This is a genomic window from Bhargavaea cecembensis DSE10 (genome assembly GCF_000348905.1).
GTDB lineage: Bacteria > Bacillota > Bacilli > Bacillales_A > Planococcaceae > Bhargavaea > Bhargavaea cecembensis.
The window spans coordinates 75,232-91,681 of the sequence record NZ_AOFT01000007.1 but is presented as its reverse complement, the minus strand read 5'-3'; the positions used below and the strand labels follow the sequence as shown (position 1 = coordinate 91,681).

At 59.0% G+C, this 16,450-nt stretch carries 18 protein-coding genes; 14 read left to right on the top strand and 4 right to left on the bottom strand.

Annotation, left to right across the window (positions count from 1 at the left end; translation table 11 throughout):
* Window positions 1-22 precede the first annotated feature (22 nt).
* The 6 genes from thiE to C772_RS08100 all read left to right on the top strand — a co-directional run bounded on the left by thiE (window position 23) and on the right by C772_RS08100 (window position 5,069).
* A complete protein-coding gene (gene thiE, locus C772_RS08125; RefSeq protein WP_051059425.1) occupies window positions 23-658 on the top strand; it encodes a thiamine phosphate synthase in 636 nt (211 codons plus the stop codon).
* Window positions 655-1,158, top strand: coding sequence for an energy coupling factor transporter S component ThiW (gene thiW / locus C772_RS08120; RefSeq protein ID WP_008298972.1), 504 nt, complete (start codon window positions 655-657; stop codon window positions 1,156-1,158). Before thiE ends, thiW begins: the two co-directional genes overlap by 4 nt.
* A 223-nt stretch (window positions 1,159-1,381) precedes the next feature.
* Window positions 1,382-2,011, top strand: a complete 630-nt coding sequence (locus tag C772_RS08115) for a TetR/AcrR family transcriptional regulator (protein WP_035001830.1) — start codon at window positions 1,382-1,384, stop codon at window positions 2,009-2,011.
* Window positions 2,008-2,898, top strand: a complete 891-nt coding sequence (locus C772_RS08110) for an ABC transporter ATP-binding protein (protein WP_008298967.1) — start codon at window positions 2,008-2,010, stop codon at window positions 2,896-2,898. The genes C772_RS08115 and C772_RS08110 overlap by 4 nt, the downstream gene beginning before the upstream one ends.
* The gene (locus C772_RS08105) at window positions 2,895-4,457 is read left to right on the top strand and encodes an ABC transporter permease (RefSeq protein ID WP_008298964.1); all 1,563 of its coding nucleotides are present in this window, start codon (window positions 2,895-2,897) and stop codon (window positions 4,455-4,457) included. The genes C772_RS08110 and C772_RS08105 overlap by 4 nt, the downstream gene beginning before the upstream one ends.
* Before the next feature lie 87 nt (window positions 4,458-4,544).
* Window positions 4,545-5,069 carry a GrpB family protein gene (locus C772_RS08100; RefSeq protein WP_008298962.1) on the top strand — a complete coding sequence of 175 codons (525 nt, stop codon included), beginning with the start codon at window positions 4,545-4,547 and terminating at the stop codon, window positions 5,067-5,069.
* Between the two features lie 26 nt (window positions 5,070-5,095).
* On the opposite strand, the gene C772_RS08095 is transcribed toward C772_RS08100, so the two are convergent.
* Together C772_RS08095 and C772_RS08090 are read right to left on the bottom strand one after the other, a co-directional pair.
* Entirely contained in the window at window positions 5,096-5,287 is a 192-nt protein-coding gene (locus C772_RS08095) for a hypothetical protein (RefSeq protein ID WP_008298960.1), read from the bottom strand.
* A 47-nt stretch (window positions 5,288-5,334) separates the two neighbouring features.
* Window positions 5,335-5,652 (bottom strand): hypothetical protein, encoded by a 318-nt coding sequence (locus C772_RS08090; RefSeq protein WP_008298959.1) that lies wholly within the window; start codon window positions 5,650-5,652, stop codon window positions 5,335-5,337.
* A 144-nt stretch (window positions 5,653-5,796) separates the two neighbouring features.
* On the opposite strand from C772_RS08090, the gene C772_RS08085 reads away from it, so the two are divergent.
* On the top strand, window positions 5,797-6,204 hold the full coding sequence (locus C772_RS08085) for a thiol-disulfide oxidoreductase DCC family protein (RefSeq protein ID WP_008298957.1): 408 nt from the start codon (window positions 5,797-5,799) through the stop codon (window positions 6,202-6,204).
* A gap of 132 nt (window positions 6,205-6,336) precedes the next feature.
* Here C772_RS08085 and C772_RS08080 read toward each other — a convergent pair whose 3' ends face one another.
* The gene (locus C772_RS08080; protein ID WP_008298955.1) at window positions 6,337-7,530 is read right to left on the bottom strand and encodes a DUF3238 domain-containing protein; all 1,194 of its coding nucleotides are present in this window, start codon (window positions 7,528-7,530) and stop codon (window positions 6,337-6,339) included.
* A gap of 143 nt (window positions 7,531-7,673) precedes the next feature.
* Here C772_RS08080 and C772_RS08075 point away from each other — a divergent pair, with 143 nt between their 5' ends.
* Together C772_RS08075 and C772_RS08070 are read left to right on the top strand one after the other, a co-directional pair.
* A complete protein-coding gene (locus C772_RS08075) occupies window positions 7,674-8,612 on the top strand; it encodes a nuclease-related domain-containing protein (protein ID WP_235046394.1) in 939 nt (312 codons plus the stop codon).
* 263 nt (window positions 8,613-8,875) lie between these two features.
* On the top strand, window positions 8,876-10,576 hold the full coding sequence (locus tag C772_RS08070) for a hypothetical protein (protein ID WP_008298951.1): 1,701 nt from the start codon (window positions 8,876-8,878) through the stop codon (window positions 10,574-10,576).
* A gap of 35 nt (window positions 10,577-10,611) precedes the next feature.
* On the opposite strand, the gene C772_RS08065 is transcribed toward C772_RS08070, so the two are convergent.
* On the bottom strand, window positions 10,612-11,214 hold the full coding sequence (locus C772_RS08065; protein WP_008298948.1) for a GNAT family N-acetyltransferase: 603 nt from the start codon (window positions 11,212-11,214) through the stop codon (window positions 10,612-10,614).
* 59 nt (window positions 11,215-11,273) lie between these two features.
* On the opposite strand from C772_RS08065, the gene C772_RS16530 reads away from it, so the two are divergent.
* The 5 genes from C772_RS16530 to clpC all read left to right on the top strand — a co-directional run bounded on the left by C772_RS16530 (window position 11,274) and on the right by clpC (window position 16,395).
* Window positions 11,274-11,465: a hypothetical protein gene (locus C772_RS16530; protein ID WP_152419736.1), complete on the top strand. Its 192-nt coding sequence runs from the start codon at window positions 11,274-11,276 to the stop codon at window positions 11,463-11,465.
* 68 nt (window positions 11,466-11,533) lie between these two features.
* Window positions 11,534-12,052 carry a CtsR family transcriptional regulator gene (locus C772_RS08060; RefSeq protein ID WP_008298947.1) on the top strand — a complete coding sequence of 173 codons (519 nt, stop codon included), beginning with the start codon at window positions 11,534-11,536 and terminating at the stop codon, window positions 12,050-12,052.
* Between the two features lie 45 nt (window positions 12,053-12,097).
* Window positions 12,098-12,646: a UvrB/UvrC motif-containing protein gene (locus C772_RS08055; protein WP_008298944.1), complete on the top strand. Its 549-nt coding sequence runs from the start codon at window positions 12,098-12,100 to the stop codon at window positions 12,644-12,646.
* Complete coding sequence (locus C772_RS08050; protein WP_008298942.1) at window positions 12,633-13,706, top strand: protein arginine kinase; 1,074 nt, start codon at window positions 12,633-12,635, stop codon at window positions 13,704-13,706. The genes C772_RS08055 and C772_RS08050 overlap by 14 nt, the downstream gene beginning before the upstream one ends.
* Window positions 13,707-13,932: 226 nt before the next feature.
* The gene (gene clpC / locus C772_RS08045; protein WP_008298940.1) at window positions 13,933-16,395 is read left to right on the top strand and encodes an ATP-dependent protease ATP-binding subunit ClpC; all 2,463 of its coding nucleotides are present in this window, start codon (window positions 13,933-13,935) and stop codon (window positions 16,393-16,395) included.
* Window positions 16,396-16,450: the final 55 nt, after the last annotated feature.

Here is a 16,450-nt window from a genome sequence, read left to right as displayed (position 1 = left end):
GAAGCTTGGTGTTTACTTCATCATGGGAAGCCGGAATGCCGGCTCGCGCAATCCGCTGGAGGTGCTGGAGGCGGCACTGAGGGGCGGCATCACCTGTTTCCAGCTGAGGGAAAAGGGACCCGGTGCGCTTGCGGGGAATGAGCTGCACGCATTCGGTGAGGCTTGCCGTGATCTGTGCCGGGCGCACGGCGTGCCGTTTATCGTGAACGATGATGTGCGCCTTGCGCTGGAGCTCGGGGCGGACGGTGTCCATATCGGACAGGAGGACGGCGACCCCGGAGAAGTTCGAAGGCTAATCGGTGACCGGATTCTCGGCGTCTCGGCGCATAACCTGGATGAAGTCCGGGAAGCCGTTGCTGCAGATGCGGACTATATCGGCATCGGCCCGGTCTATCAGACGACATCCAAGCCGGACGCCCGCCCGGTCTGCGGCACGCTGCCGCTCCGGGAAGCAGCAGCGGCATTCCCGGAGCTCCCGTCAGTCGGCATCGGCGGCATCACTGCGGATAATGCGCGTCCCGTCATCGCGGCTGGCGCGTCAGGTGTCTCTGTCATCACGGCGATTTCCCTGGCGGACGATCCGGAGCGGGCAGCACGGGAGATCCGGCTGGCCGTCAGCGGGGCGCTCAGGCTGCCGGAGGGAGGTGCGGCCCGATGAAATGGAATACAAGGACACTTGTCCTAATGACGATGTTTACGGCCATTGCGGTCGCGGGCTCGGTGTTTGTCTCCTTCCCGGCCGGCGTGGCGCGGGCCTATCCGGTCCAGCACGCGGTGAACGTCATCGCGGCCGTCTCGCTCGGGCCCGGCCCGGCCGTCGGAATCGCGTTCCTGACCGCGCTGATCCGGATCCTGACGGGGACCGGCTCGCTTCTCGCCTTCCCTGGAGGCATGATCGGCGCGCTCCTGGCAGGCTGGCTGTACCGGAGAACCGGCAGGGCCTGGACGGCATCGGCAGGAGAAATGGTCGGCACCGGCGTCATTGCCTCGCTGCTGGCGGCGCCCTACGCCAATCTTCTGATGGGCGCTTCGGCAGGCGCTTTCTTCTTCCTTCCGGCTTTCCTCGTCTCGAGCATCAGCGGTGCGCTGATCGGTCTGGCGATTGCGATCCGTCTGGAGTCGGCGGGCAGGCTTCCTGTGATCGGTGAGCGCTCATAAAGGTAATGTAACGTTCATAGGATCATACGGGTGTCCGGCTGGCCGGGCAATGGTTACTGTTAGGCCTCACGCATCTTCTGTGAGCGCTAATAGAAGCTGTATAAAAGGCGGAGGCACGCGGCCTCCGCCTTTCTTTGACTTTTGATTGACCACCCTGGTCAATTCCGCATATACTGGTATTGACCAGGGTGGTCAATTGCCATCCGCAGAACGGGGTGAATCGATGAAAGAAACATTCAGGCGCCTGGAAGCCGGCCGGCAGGAGGAGATTCTGAAGGCCGCCATGAGGGAGTTTGCGGAAAACGGATATGACAAGGCATCGACGAACCGGATCGTCAGGGATGCCGGCATGAGCAAGGGGATGCTGTATTACTACTTTGAGAACAAGGAAGACCTGTTCCGGGACTGCATCGGCTATGCGCTGGACCATATGGAACAGAGCCTGGAAAGCTGGATCGGCACGGAGCGGGAGGGGTTCATCGAGCGGATGGCCCGGATCGCGGAGGCGAAGCGCCGGTATTTCCGGGAACATCCGGAAATCTCCGGGTTTTCGGCGGTGATCTTGCTTTCGCCGAACGTACCCCCGTCCTTCAGGGAACGCCTCGGAACGCTCATGGAGGAGGGGAAACGGAAGATGTTCGACGGACTTGATCTGTCGCGTTTCCGCGGCGACCTTCCGCCGGAGACGCTCATGCGTCTTGTGCAGTGGACATTTGACGGCTACGCCCGGGAAGCAGAGGAGCAGATGAAGGCGGAAGGGGTGAACTTCGGTGACCTGGACCGTTATTGGGATGAATTCGGTGTGTATCTGGATGCGATGAAGACGATTTATTACAGGGGGGACGGATCATGAGCGTGCTGGAACTAAAGGGGATCACGAAGCGGTTCGGGAAGTTCACCGCAGTGGAAGAGGTATCATTTGAAATCCGCGAAGGGGAAGTGTTCGGGTTTATCGGGCCGAACGGTGCGGGCAAGTCGACCACGATCCGGGCCATCATCGGGGCCATCAGTCCGACGTCGGGAGAAGTTCGGCTTCACGGAAAGCCGGTAACCGCGCAGCCGGACTACCGGAAGCACATCGCCTACGTGCCGGGCGATGTCCAGCTCTGGCCGAATCTGACAGGCGGCGAGGTGATCCGCTTTTTCATGGAGATGAGCGGAAATGCCGACACGGAAAAGATGGAGACGCTGATCCGGGAGTTCCGGCTGGATCCCAAAAAGAAATGCAAGACGTATTCAAAGGGGAACCGACAGAAAGTCGCGCTGATCTCAGCCTTCCTGTCTGATGCGGACCTGCTCATTTTCGACGAGCCGACAACCGGACTCGACCCGCTGATGGAGCGGACGTTCCATCGCCATGTGCTCTCGGCAAAGTCAGAGGGCAAAAGCATCCTGCTCAGCAGCCATATCCTCTCTGAGGTCGAAAAGCTGGCCGACCGGATCGCCATCATCCGGGAAGGGAAAATCATCGAGACCGGCCGGTTCAGTGAACTCAAGCACATCACACGCGTGCACTACCTGGTCCGGACACCGGAGGACCTGGCAGCGGTCGGCCGCATGGAGGGGGTACATGAATTCAGACAGGAAGGCGGGGAGGCGGAGTTCCTAGTCGACGCGGACCGGGTGAAAGATGTCCTGGCTGCCCTGAAGCGCTATGAGCTGGAAGGCCTCGAGACGCTGCCGCCGAAGCTCGAAGATATTTTCATGCGCTACTATGACGCGGGGAGTGGCGCGTCATGAGGCATTATTTACGCCTTTCCTTGAAAGACACCCGGTTCAGGATTTTCTGGTGGATCTTCGGCATCGCATCCCTCACGCTTATGATGCCGCCGTCGTTCCATGAACTCTACCCGACCCAGGCGGACCGTGACGTGCTGAAGGCGACGATGGAAAATCCGGCTGTCATTGCCATGACGGGTCCGATCCAGGAGGGCGACTACACACTCGGCGTCATGTTCTCTCATGAGATGGCGGTGTTCATGGCGATCGTCGTCGGCCTGTTCAACGTCATGATCGCCAACTCCCTGAGCCGCCGCAAAGAGGACGACGGGCTGCTCGAGGTGGTGCTGTCCAGAAACATCACGCGGGGCGGAGTTTTTGCAGCGCAAATTCTGCTCGGCCTCCTCATGAATGCCATCCTTGCACTTGTGCTGTTTGCGGGCCTTCAGTCGTTCGGCTATGAATCGATGGATACCGCGGGCAACTTCCTGTACGCCGCCCACACATTCGGCTTCGGGCTGTTTTTCTATGGGCTGACCCTGCTTGCGGCACAGCTGCTGCCGTCAGCGGACTGGGTGTTCGGCATCGTGCTGACCGTCTTGCTCCTCGGCTATGCGTACCGCGCTGCGACCGACGTGGCGGCGCCGCACCTTTCCGTCATCTCGCCCTACAACTGGATCAGCCGGCTCTCGCTGTACAGTGAAAATGAAGCGATCTGGCTCGTTCCGTTTATTCTGGGACCGGTCTTTCTGCTGGCGGCCTGGCTGCTGTTCAGAAACCGTGACCTCGGAGATTCCGTCATCCGGCTGCAGATGAACCGCCGGAGCCGGAACATCGGGAGCCATCTGCGGCTGGCATTCACGCTGAGCCGGACGCTCATCATCAGCTGGCTTGCCGGGATGCTTCTGATCGGCGCAAGCTACGGATCGATACTTGGTGACCTGGAATCCTTCATCGGCGACAACGAGATGCTCCGCCAGATGGCCGGTGAGGGAGGAAACGGCCTGACCGTCCAGTTTGTCGGGACGCTCATGGTGATCGTCACCATCATCGGACTGGCTCCCCCGCTAATGGTGATGGGGAGATTGTTGAAAGAAGAACGGCGGACGCATCTGGAATATCTCGGCACACTGGACATCAGACGAATGAAAATGATGGGGGATTACGTTATTCTCGCGCTTGCGGCGGGATTCCTCTCCCTGTTTCTCGCAAATGCCGGCATGTATGCGGCAAGCCTCGGCGTAGAAGGCATCGGCCTCACGTTCGGCGATTACACGGTAAGTGCATTCAACTACTTCCCGGCGGTTCTGCTGTTCACCGGGCTGTCGGCGTTCCTGATCGGCCTTCATCACCGGCTCCATGTGCTGGTCTGGCTGTATCTGCTCTACAACTTCTTCGTCAGCTACCTCGGCCAGCTGCTGGGCCTGGACGACATTTACCGGGTCCTGACGCCGTTCCATTACCTGAATGAAACGCCGAACGAAGCCGCTGATCTGTTGGCCTGCCTGGCGGTCGGAGGCACGGGTGTGGTGCTGATGGTACTTGGGCTGATTCTTTTCAGGAGGAGAGATCTCGCTTAGGAATACGGCATTTCCCGGGAAACAATCGCATAACAAAAAAGCGGAGGCGATCGGCCTCCGCTACGCTGGGAGCAGGAGGGGATACGGATGGAAGGGTTGCCCGCAGGTAGTGTGTTTCTGGTTGACCATGATGACAGGTGGAGGGAATCATTCCGGGAAGAAGCGGAGCTGCTCCGGAAATTGCTCGGCCCGAAGGTGGTTGCGGTGGAGCATATCGGCAGCACGGCGGTGCCGGGGCTGAAAGCGAAGCCGCTCGTCGACCTGCTTGTCGGACTGGATGACCTGGGGGAATACGAACGGTTCGATTTCAATGCGCTTGCTGCCCGCGGCTACTGCCGGCTGCGGAACGCGGCGGTCGAAGGGAAGCGGGTTATTGCGAAATTCCGGCAGCTCGACCCGCCGGTCAAGACCCATGTCGTCCACGTCGTCGTGCACGGCGGGGACTGGTGGCAAAAGCATTTGCTTTTCCGCGACCGGCTACGGGAAAATCCCGAAATTGCCGGGGATTATGAGCGCCTGAAGCTTGGATTGGCGGAGCGGCATCCGGGCGACGAGCGGGCGTATGCCGATGCGAAACTGGAATTTGTCGAGAGGGTTCTTTCCGAAAAGTAAAAAACCCCGCTCGAGGCGGGGCGGAATCATTCTTCCGGGTCCTTCGGTTCTTCCGGAAACAGAAACCAGGAGATGACGCCGCTCAGGAGGGCAGCGCCGATTGTGATATACATGCGGTGTGTTCCGGGAACGTCCTGGAACTCCTTGTTCAGGTACCACCAGGCCAGACCGGCGACAATGAGCATGATGGGAATCGCAAATTTAAGTGCTCGTTTCAATCGGAGTCATCCTTTGTGTGTTGTTGACCCGATTTTACCACAACGGATCAGTAGCCGCGTCGCCGGAAGAATCCAGTATTGCCGAAGCCGGATCCGCCGAATCCCGGACCTCCGAATCCTGGACCGTAGGAGTCCGCGTAGATGTTGCGGCCCGGAACTGTTGTTTCGGTCTCGGTGAAGTAGTGGCGCGGTACGTTCACGACGTTTTGCCGGTTGACGTTCACGATCGGATGGACGAATGGAACTTCGCGCTGGGTGAAGGTGTCGTGGAAGCGGTATGTCGGCGGGCAGACGATCGGCTGTGTCCGGCACGAGTGGCAGCCGCAGCCGTGTCCATGGCGATGGTGTTGCATGTGTCGCCTCATGATAAGCACCTCCTCTCTTTTCTTATTACATGCGTGACAATCGCATGCAGATGGACGCGCGTCACGTCCCGGGTCCTGTTTTGCCTCGCGGAGGACGGGGAATACTCGGAAGAGATAGCAACTGCCGGGAGGAGGCAATCCGAAATGAAGAAAGAACGTATCGTGCTGTTTGACGGAACCTGCAATTTCTGCGACAAAAGCGTCCAGTTCATCATCAAGCGGGACCCCGTCGGACACTTCAGATATGCATCGCTCCAAAGTGATGTGGGCCAGGAGCTGAGAAAAAAACACGAGATTCCCGACGATGTCGACTCGATGGTTCTGATTGAAGGGGACAAGGCCTATACCAAGTCCACCGCAGCCCTGCACATCGCGAAGAAACTGGACGGGCTCTGGCACTTGGCCTTCCTGTTCATTGTCGTGCCGAAGCCGCTCCGGGACCGCGCCTATGACTACATCGCAGAAAACCGGTTCAAGTGGTTCGGCAAGAAAACAGAAGAAGAGGCGTGCAGGCTGCCGCCCCGGAACATCCGGGAACGCTTCCTCGCGTAACAACCGCGGTCATCCGCGGTTTTTGCATTCCCGGGAAATTGTCGATTTCCGCCGCTATTTCCCGGGAAATATGTCGGTCCCTGTGATTATTTCCCGAAATAAAGAAGGCCGCCCTCATCGGCGGCCTTTTCATCATTCAAAGTTCGACGTGATCCAGTGCTGGTAAGCGATAACTTCCGACATATGGGCGAGGCCTTTTGACGCCGCGCGGTGAATCGGCACCCAGCCGTCCCCCTTGTCGAGGTAGACCTCGTGATGGGGCGCCTGGTCGTGGTAGCCCGTCACATGGAACGTGCCGTGGCGGCGCAGGATGGCGTGGACCTCGTAATCGATCAGCGGGGCGGGGGTCAGCGGATTGCCGACGGAGTGTTTGAGTTCAAAACCGAACTCCCTTCCGTCATGCTCAAGGGGCTCGATGGTAAAGTCGTCGATCGAAGCGGTTCCTTCCTCCCGTTTCCGGCCCGACAGCCCATACGCGACCGTCTTGCCGGCTTCTTTCCGGAAGACCAGGGGATAGCCCGGGTCCTTGTAGGAAAGTGTCACGTCACCGCGCGTCCGGAACGAATCACCCTCGGGATCGAAGTCGCGGCCATCGCCCTTGAACGTCCGGTTCGGGGAGAGCACGTTCGGGTTGTTGATGAACTTCTCCTCCAGAAATGTCGTATAGCGCATCCGCCAGCGTTCGACCGGCTCGGGCTCCCGCCATTCTTCCACCGGCAGGAGAAGTTTCGACGGCTGCCCGATCACTTTTGTAATCCAGAACTCCTCCATCACATCTTCCTGTGTGCTCGAATCCGGATTGAACTTTCCGGCGATGCGGCCGAGGATCGATTTGCCCGCGCTCATCGGCTCTTCCGCCTCCCGGGCGGGTCGGCTTGTCCGGATCATATAGAAAGTCTTTTCGTCCGGGACTTCCCGGTCGATAAAATAGCAGTCCCCGGTTTCTTGCACAAGGTCGCCGTTTTTAAAGACGGCGTAGGTCTCCGCCTCGGGGATCTTCTCCCAGGAGAGGGCCACCTGCGACTTGGCGACAATCGTTGTGAATACGAGGTAGCGGAGCGGGTTATGGGCGTCTTTCTTCTTTTTCAGCGCGGAGGTCTGCATCATGATGACGTCCTCGGTCCGGTTGTTGCGGATCCGTTCGATCGAGTAATGATACATTTTGCCGTCCTTCACGTCCTCGTCGGTGAAATCGCAAACCGGGCCTTCCTGGCGAAGCTTGCCTTCCTTATAAACCCGGTAGTCATCGCCCGTGTCGTCCCATTCAAAGGTGATGACACCGGGACGGTGCGTCACCGAGCGGATTTCAAATTTCTCCGGTTCCAATCGGCTCACTCCTTTTCTGACAGCTGGTCTGTTATTCGAGTATCGGGCGTCTCTCATCCGTGTATACCCGGAAAAGCGGCCGGATACTGCATGGAGTTTCTCGTTTGATGAGGTACGATGGAGACGGAGGTGATCGATTGATCATGAAGGACCGGGCAAGTCCCGGAATAAGAAAGGTATGTGATGCCGGATTGCGCAGGCTCAGGCCGGGCCATCCGGTCGCCGGCAAACTGGAGGAGCGCAGAAAACAGGCCGAGGCCGGATTCGGCGGAGAAGAACGGGTCGACGGCGTGCTCGCGGAGTACCGCCACCCCGGTCCGATCCGGGTTTTTGCGGATCTCGGGCTTGTCTGTGGCTCCAGGTTCCAGCTGGACGCTCTTTTGCTCACCCGGTCTTGGGCATGCCTTCTCGAAGTGAAAAATATCTCCGGCCGCTCCGTGATCAGGGACATCCCCCCTCAACTGGTCCGGATCACCAAGGACGGCCGCGAAGAAGCGCTCGGCAGCCCGTTTGCCCAGCTGGACAGCCACCTGATGCTGTTCCGTGACTGGCTGCATGAGCGCAATACCCCCATTCCTGTATACGGCGCCGTCGTCTTCGCCTATCCGAGCCAGATGGTCGAGGCGGCAGCCGCTCCACACCCCATTCTCTTTCCGAACAATATTCCATTATTCTTGCGCAACCTTCCCGAACATCCCTTGCTGGACGAACATGAACTGGACGGGCTTGCCCGCCAAGTGCTTGCTGCACATTCGCCTTATGTACAGCGGCCTCTTTGCACCATGTACCCTCAAGTGAGCCGGTCGGACATCCGCACCGGCGTCATCTGTCCTGACTGCGGGGAGATGGGCATGCGCTGGCACGACCGGGCATGGCATTGCCGCTGCGGGTGCATCTCCCGCTCCGCGCATATCGGTGCGCTCCATGACTGGTTCCACATTTTCGGCGGCGAGCTCACCAATGAGGAATGCCGGAGGTTTCTTGGGGTGGAGGACCGGCATGCGGCAAAGCGTTTGATGAAGAGCGCTGGTTTGGAGGTTAGCGGTTCCGGCAGATGGACGACATATAGGCTCAAACTGTGAATTGGGTGCCCATTGCGGCACTTTTTTATTGGGTGAATCCATGAGCGCTCGTAGAAGGGGCCGAAGCGCTCGTAGAAAGTTGATGAGCGCTCATAGAATCTCATCAAGCGCTCATAGAAAGTGGATAAGCGCTCATAGAATTCTATGAGCGCTCCGCCGCCCCATAAATTCTGGACAACCTCCGCGCTCCATAAAAAATGAAACCACCGCCCCCTTTTGTCCGTAGAAAGACCATACACTCCAAAAAGAGAGGGTTTTTCCTCATGCTGAATTTATTGTTGTTTTCCGTGATCGCGGGTCTGGTGCTGGCGCTGCTTGCCGTGCCGTTCCGGGCCACCAAGAATGTGAAAAAGGACGGACACAAGACGGAGGAGCCGGTGAACACGGTGCCGCTCCTGATCGGGTCCGCCGTCACGTTCGCCATCATCACGTTTGCCGTCTATTACTTCCTCAATCTTGACCGCAACTGGACATCGCTCTGGCCGGCGGTTGTCATCGCGGCGGTGATCGGTGCCGCATCGGCTGCCAGGGGCATGGAGCGCAAGGCGCGCACGCTCGTGTCGCTTGCGGCGCTCGTGTTCGCGGCCTATATCCTCGCCGCTCCGCTGTTTAACGCCAATGACAAATACAAGGCAGTCGAGATGGATGAAGAGGTCGAGATCAGCGCGTTCGACGAAACGAAGACGCCTGCCAGCGTTCCGCCGAAGTTTGCACGCAACAAGATGAAAAAGGCGTTCGGCCAGGTGCCGAACACCAGCTACTATGAACTCGGCGAGCTGCAGATCCAGAAAGTCGAAGGCGAGTTCGTCTACATCGCACCGGTCGAGTTTGCCGGATTCTTCAAGTGGATCAACGGTGACACGACGCCCGGCTACTTCACGATGAGCGCAACCGACTCCGCCGACAATCCGAAGTTCATGAAGGCCGAGATGGCCTACACGCCGTCGTCCTATTTCCATAAGAACGTCGAGCGCCATATGCGCATGGCGCATCCGGGCCTCATCTTCTACGGGGATGCCCAGCTGGAGATTGATGACGAAGGCAAGCCGCACTATATCCGCTCGTACGGGGAGTTCATCTCCGCGCGGAACGGCTTTGACGTGAAAGGAATTGTCACCGTCGACCCGGCAACCGGGAAGACGCAGCGCTACGCCATCGGGGACGTGCCGGAATTTATCGACGGCGCCGTTTCGCCCGAGGCCGTCAGCCTGGCAAACAGCTACTTCGGGAAGTACGTCCACGGCTTCTGGAACTCGCTGTTCGGCAAGAAAGACGTGAAGCTTCCGTCCGACGAGGGGACCGAGGCGAATGTGAGTCCGGTGTTCGACGAGACCGGCCATATGTATTACTTCACCGACTTCACGAGCCCGAAAGAAGAGGTGGACTCGATGCTCGGCTACGCGCTCACCGATGCGCGGACCGGGGAGGCCACTTACTATACGGGCAATCTTGAAGAGTCGTACATGGACTCCCAGGGGACGCTCCAGATCATTGAGAAGAAGTTTATCGAGAAGAAATGGTCCGGCGAGATGCCGGTGCTGTACAACTTCTACGGCGAGGCCAGCTGGCTGACGCCGGTGCTTGACCAGAACGGCTTCCTGCAGAACTACTTCATCGTCTCGGCAGCGAATCCGGAAATTTCTGCATTCGCCGGCACGCCGAACGAAGCACTCAAGCTGTACAAGACGGCGCTCCAGCGAGGCGGCTCGACCGTCGACGGATCGTCGGATGCCGAAGAGGCCAAGGCGGCCGTCACCGTCCGGCGTGTCTACAAGGAGCGCGCGGGTGACTTTACGCTCGTGTCGGTCCTGGCAGAAGACGGGCGGAGCTTCCTCGCTTCCACGGAAACGGTGCCGCTCGCGGTCTATATCCAGGAAGGCGACCAGCTGGACATCACCTACCTGGAAACCGGGGAGCTATTCCTGCCGGTAAAAGAAATGACGAATACGACCATCGGACAATAAGTAAAGCCCTCCGCGTGCGCGGAGGGCTTTCTGCGTTATGCGGAGACCGTGAACGGCTCCAGGATATCTTCTTTCCGGCGCTCTTCCTCATGGAAGTCGAACACTTCGTCGGTATGCTCGTAAGATTCGCCGTAGAAGTCCTCGTCTTTGTATGTGTGGATCTCTTCGTATGTCTTGCGCATATGGTCATAGATGGCCTGTTCGACCGTTTCTTCACCCTCATGGTTAGGTGCCCAGTACAGAATTTCCAGGGAGGTCTTTTCTCCGGTTGCCAGCGACCGACGGCTGTAGCCGATCCGGCGGGCGTGGGCAAATCCGTTGTGGGCATAGAACTTCAGCCGCTTGGCGGTATCGGTGTCGTCATAGTCGACCGGCTCGACTTCAAGGATGATCGGCTTGTTCTTGGCTTTCAGCTTATCAATCAGCTTGCCCCCGAGCCCCTGGCCGCGCGACTTCGACGAAACGAACAAATAATCGACAAAGAGAAACTCGTCGAATTCCGCGTACATCAGCACGTGGTACGGCCCCTCATCTTTTCCGTATACGCCTTCCTTTTCTTTAAGAAGCGTCTCCATATGGTCCCTTGACTTCATTTCTTCCACGGGAAAGTATTCGTTGAGCTTGTCGTACCAGTTCAAATCAAATCGCCTCCGGTATGTTTGGATTCATCCGGGGTTTTTGTTTTGGGGGAGATGAAATGAGGAAAAAAACTGATGAGAAAAAATCCTCGAACGTTCCGGCGGGGCCGGTAATTCATGCATTAACGCATGGCACATCCCTTTCTTTACCCGCCCCGGAACAAGATAAACCTCTTTTTATAAAAAAGTTTCATTCTCTCTTATACAACCGGGCTGCGGCCCGCGCAAAATCTTTGCGGATGCATGTATAACATCGTATAATTAAGTCAAAGATAGTCAAAGTCAACTGGGCTCATGTGCATTGGAAAGAGGTGATACCATGCGGAACATCTCCGACATCATTGAAGGATATTTGAAGGCGATTCTCGAAAAAGAACAGGACGGGATGGCGGAGATCAAGCGGAGTGAAGTCGCGGAGAAATTCCAGTGCGTCCCTTCGCAGATCAACTACGTCATCAAGACCCGGTTCACGACGGAGCGCGGCTACATGGTCGAGAGCAAGCGGGGAGGCGGGGGATACATCCGCATCGTCCGCGTCCGGCCGCACAGCCGGATCGACCTGATCGAGCAGATTGTCGAGGGGCTGGACGGCGGATCCACCCAGGCGATGGCCGAGGATATCATCCGGCGCCTTATCGATGAGGATGTCCTGACGGAGCGCGAGGCAAACATGATGCATGCCGCCGTGCACCGGCTGACGCTCATGTCGCAGCTTCCGGAACGGGACCTGCTCCGCTCCCGGATCATGCAGGCGATGCTCAGCACTTTAAAATACGAGGCGTCAGGCGGCCCGGCGAATAGGCAGGGCGGCTCCGCCGATGAAGGAAAAGGCAAATGACCCACGCCGGCACTCGCATGCCGGCCGCTGAAAGAGGTGTGTTCGTTGATCTGTGACAATTGCCAGGAACGGCCGGCTTCGGTCGTCGTGACCCAGAGCAAAAACGGAAAAACAGAGGAGCGGCATCTGTGCGACGTCTGCGCGGCGCACTTCCAGCCGTTCCAGGGGGACTTCGGGGGAGACCCGCTCGGCATCCAGCAGTTTCTCCAGAACTGGTTTGCCGGCCCGGGGACGTTCCAGAAAACCGCGCAGCCCCAGGTTGCCAGCGGCCCCGAATGCCCGAACTGCGGGCTGACGTTCCGCCGCTTTATCGAGCGCGGGAAGTTCGGCTGCGCGGAATGTTACGGCGCATTCCGCAAAGAACTGCCCGAAGTGTTCAACAAGGTCCAGGGCGGCCATACGAAGCATGAGGGCAAGGTACCCGATTCCTACAGCGGGCGCATTGCTGCGGAACGGAAGATCAAGGATTTGAGAAGACAGATGAAGGAAGCCATCAACCAGGAGGAATTCGAGCGGGCGGCACAGCTCCGGGACGAAGTCCGGGAACTGGAGCGCAGCCTGGAGGAAGGGGGCGGACAGGATGTCGTCGATTGAAAACTTCCTTAAGAACGCGGTCACTCCGTGGATGGGGCCGAAGGGCGAGTACTCGAATATTGTCATGTCGACACGCGTCCGCCTTGCGCGGAACCTGAAGGGCTTCCGCTTCCCGCTGGATTTCAGCCGGGAAGAGGCGGAAGAGGTCGAACAGAAAGTTGCGGCAGCACTGGGGGGCATGGAGGACTTTTCCCATATCCCGATGGAGAGCGTACCGGCGATCCAGCGGCAGGCGCTTGTCGAGAAGCACCTGATCAGCCCTCAGCTGGCGGACCCGGAACGGCCCGGATCCGTGATCCTCTCCGGTGATGAATCGGTTTCGATCATGGTGAACGAGGAGGACCATATCCGGATCCAGGTGATCTACCCGGGCCTCCACCTCATGGAAGCGTTCGACCGTGCGAACGACATCGACAACCGGCTTGAAGAGGCCCTGCCGTACGCATTTGACGGGGACTTCGGCTACATCACGAGCTGCCCGACAAATACGGGTACGGGACTGCGCGCCTCGGTCATGCTGCACTTGCCGGCGCTGTCCATCACGAGCAACATGACGCGCATCGCGCAGGCGGTCGCACGGCTCGGCATGACGGTACGCGGCAGCTACGGCGAAGGGTCCGATGCGCTCGGCAATGTCTATCAGGTGTCGAACCAGATGACGCTCGGGAAGTCGGAGCGGGACATCCTGATGGACCTGCGCGACCTGACGGAGCGGCTGATCGAGCAGGAGGAACGGGCGCGCCGGGCGCTGCGGGAGCATTCACCGATGAAGCTCGAGGACCGTGTCTGGCGGTCATACGGAATCCTGACAAACGCCCGCGTGCTCGCGACGGATGAGGCGGCAAACCGGCTTTCCGACGTCCGGCTCGGCATCGATATGGGCATCATCCCCGATGTCGACCTGTCCGTCCTGAACGAGCTCATGATCTTCATGCAGCCGGCGTTTCTCCAGCAGTATGCGGGAGAGACACTCCAGCCCGGCGAGCGCGACGTCTTCCGGGCGCAGCTGATCCGCGAACGGATCGGCATGGGCCGCCAGTCCGGCGGCGCGGAAGACTGACCCGCAGGATGGAAAGTGTTCCGCGAGCATATGTTTTGTACAGGTAAGTCGTACGCCTTATAATGGTCAAAGAAGGTCAAAAAAGGCCTTACCGAAAGAGTTGTCCCGGTTCTTCCGTTTCCGGTTTGACGCCGGGCGGTTTAGGGGAACCTTTTATCATATAACCAGAATCAAAGTTCATCAGGATCTGCATAAATGAATCATTAAGAGAAGAGAGGGATTGTGCATGATGTTCAACCGCTTTACGCAACGCTCACAGAAAGTTCTCCAGCTTGCGCAGGAAGAAGCGATCCGGATGCGCCACGACGCCATCGGGACCGAACATATTCTCCTGGGCCTCATCCGTGAAGGCGGCGGCATCGCCGCGAAAGCGCTCGAGGCGATCGGCATTAATTTCGAAACGATCGAAGAGGGCGTCGAAAAGCTCGTCGGCACAGGCGACCGCGATGTCGGCCCGATCATTCATTACACACCGCGTGCCAAAAAGGTCATCGAGCTGTCACTGGATGAATCCCGCAAGCTCGGCCACTCCTATGTCGGCACCGAGCACCTCCTCCTCGCGCTGATCCGCGAAGGGGAAGGGGTCGCGGCACGCGTCCTCGCCAATGCAGGCGTTTCCCTGAACAAGGCCCGCCAGCAGGTGCTCCAGCTGCTCGGCTCAAATGAAAACGGCCAGGGCGCGCAGGGGGGCGGCGGCAATTCGTCCGCCAGCACGCCGACGCTCGACTCCCTTGCACGCGACCTGACCGAGATTGCCCGCGAAGGCACGCTTGACCCGGTCATCGGCCGCTCCAAGGAAATCACCCGCGTGATCGAAGTCCTGTCACGCCGGACGAAAAACAACCCGGTCCTCATCGGGGAACCGGGTGTCGGCAAGACGGCGATCGCTGAAGGCCTCGCCCAGCAGATCGTCAACAACGAAGTGCCTGAGACGCTCCGTGACAAGCGCGTCATGACGCTCGATATGGGCACGGTCGTCGCCGGCACGAAATACCGCGGTGAGTTCGAGGACCGCCTGAAGAAAGTGATGGAGGAAATCCGCCAGGCGGGCAACATCATCCTCTTCATCGACGAGCTCCACACGCTGATCGGCGCCGGCGGCGCGGAAGGCGCGATCGACGCGTCGAACATCCTGAAGCCGGCCCTTGCACGCGGCGAGCTCCAGTGCATCGGTGCGACGACGCTCGATGAGTACCGCAAGTACATCGAGAAGGACGCCGCGCTCGAGCGCCGCTTCCAGCCGATCCAGGTAGACGAACCGACGGTCGAGGATACGATCAAGATCATCCACGGCCTGCGCGACCGCTACGAGGCGCACCACCGCGTGAAGATCACGGACGAAGCCGTCGAGGCGGCTGCCAAGCTGTCCGACCGCTACATTTCCGACCGCTTCCTCCCGGACAAGGCAATCGACCTGATCGACGAGGCCGGCTCCAAAGTCCGGCTGCGCTCGTTCACGACGCCGCCTGACCTGAAGGAACTCGAGCAGCAGCTCGACAGCGTCCGCTCCGAGAAGAACGCCGCGGTCCAGAGCCAGGAGTTCGAAAAGGCCGCTTCGTTCCGCGACAAGGAACAGAAGCTGAAAGAAGAGCTGGAGCGCACGAAGGAAGAATGGAAGGAAAAGCAGGGCAAGAAAGAGTCCGAAGTGACCGTAGAAGATGTGGCACAGGTCGTCTCCATGTGGACCGGCGTTCCGGTCTCGAAGATCGCGGAGACCGAGACTGCAAAGCTTCTTAACATGGAAGAAGAGCTGCATAAGCGCGTCATCGGCCAGAACGAAGCGGTCGACGCGATTTCCCGTGCGATCCGCCGTGCGCGTGCCGGCCTGAAAGATCCGAAGCGCCCGATCGGCTCGTTCATCTTCCTCGGACCGACCGGTGTCGGTAAGACGGAACTTGCCCGCGCGCTTGCCGAAGTGATGTTCGGCGACGAAGACGCGATGATCCGCATCGACATGTCGGAGTACATGGAGAAACACTCCACGTCCCGCCTCGTCGGCTCGCCTCCGGGCTATGTCGGCTTTGACGAGGGCGGCCAGCTCACAGAGAAGGTCCGCCGCAAGCCGTACTCCGTCATCCTGCTGGATGAGATCGAGAAGGCGCACCCTGACGTCTTCAACATCCTCCTCCAGGTGCTCGAGGACGGCCGCCTCACCGACTCGAAGGGCCGCACGGTCGACTTCCGCAACACCGTCGTCATCATGACGTCGAACGTCGGTGCCGAAACGCTCAAGCAGAACAAGTACGTCGGGTTCAACCTGCAGGACGGCAAGCGGGACCACAAGGACATGAAGGACACGATGCTCGGCGAGCTCAAGAAAGCCTTCCGTCCGGAATTCCTGAACCGTGTCGACGAAATGATCGTCTTCCACTCGCTCGACAAGGAAGAGCTCGGCCAGATCGTCAACCTCATGGCCGACCAGCTTGTCAAGCGGCTGGCCGAACAGGACATCGAGCTCGTCATCACGGAAGCCGCGAAGGAACGGATCGCCGAAGAAGGGTACGACCCTGAATACGGTGCCCGCCCGCTCCGCCGCGCCCTCCAGAAGAACGTCGAGGACCGCCTGTCCGAAGAACTGCTCAGAGGCGAAATGCTCGCCGGCCATAAAGTCGTGTTTGACGTCGACGAAGACGGCAAGTACACGGTCCGCACCGGAGAGCCTGCAACTGCAGGAAGCGCGAAAGAATGATATAATCAATCTATCAAACCAATGGTTCAGACATCCCGTCCGCATTCCGCGGCGG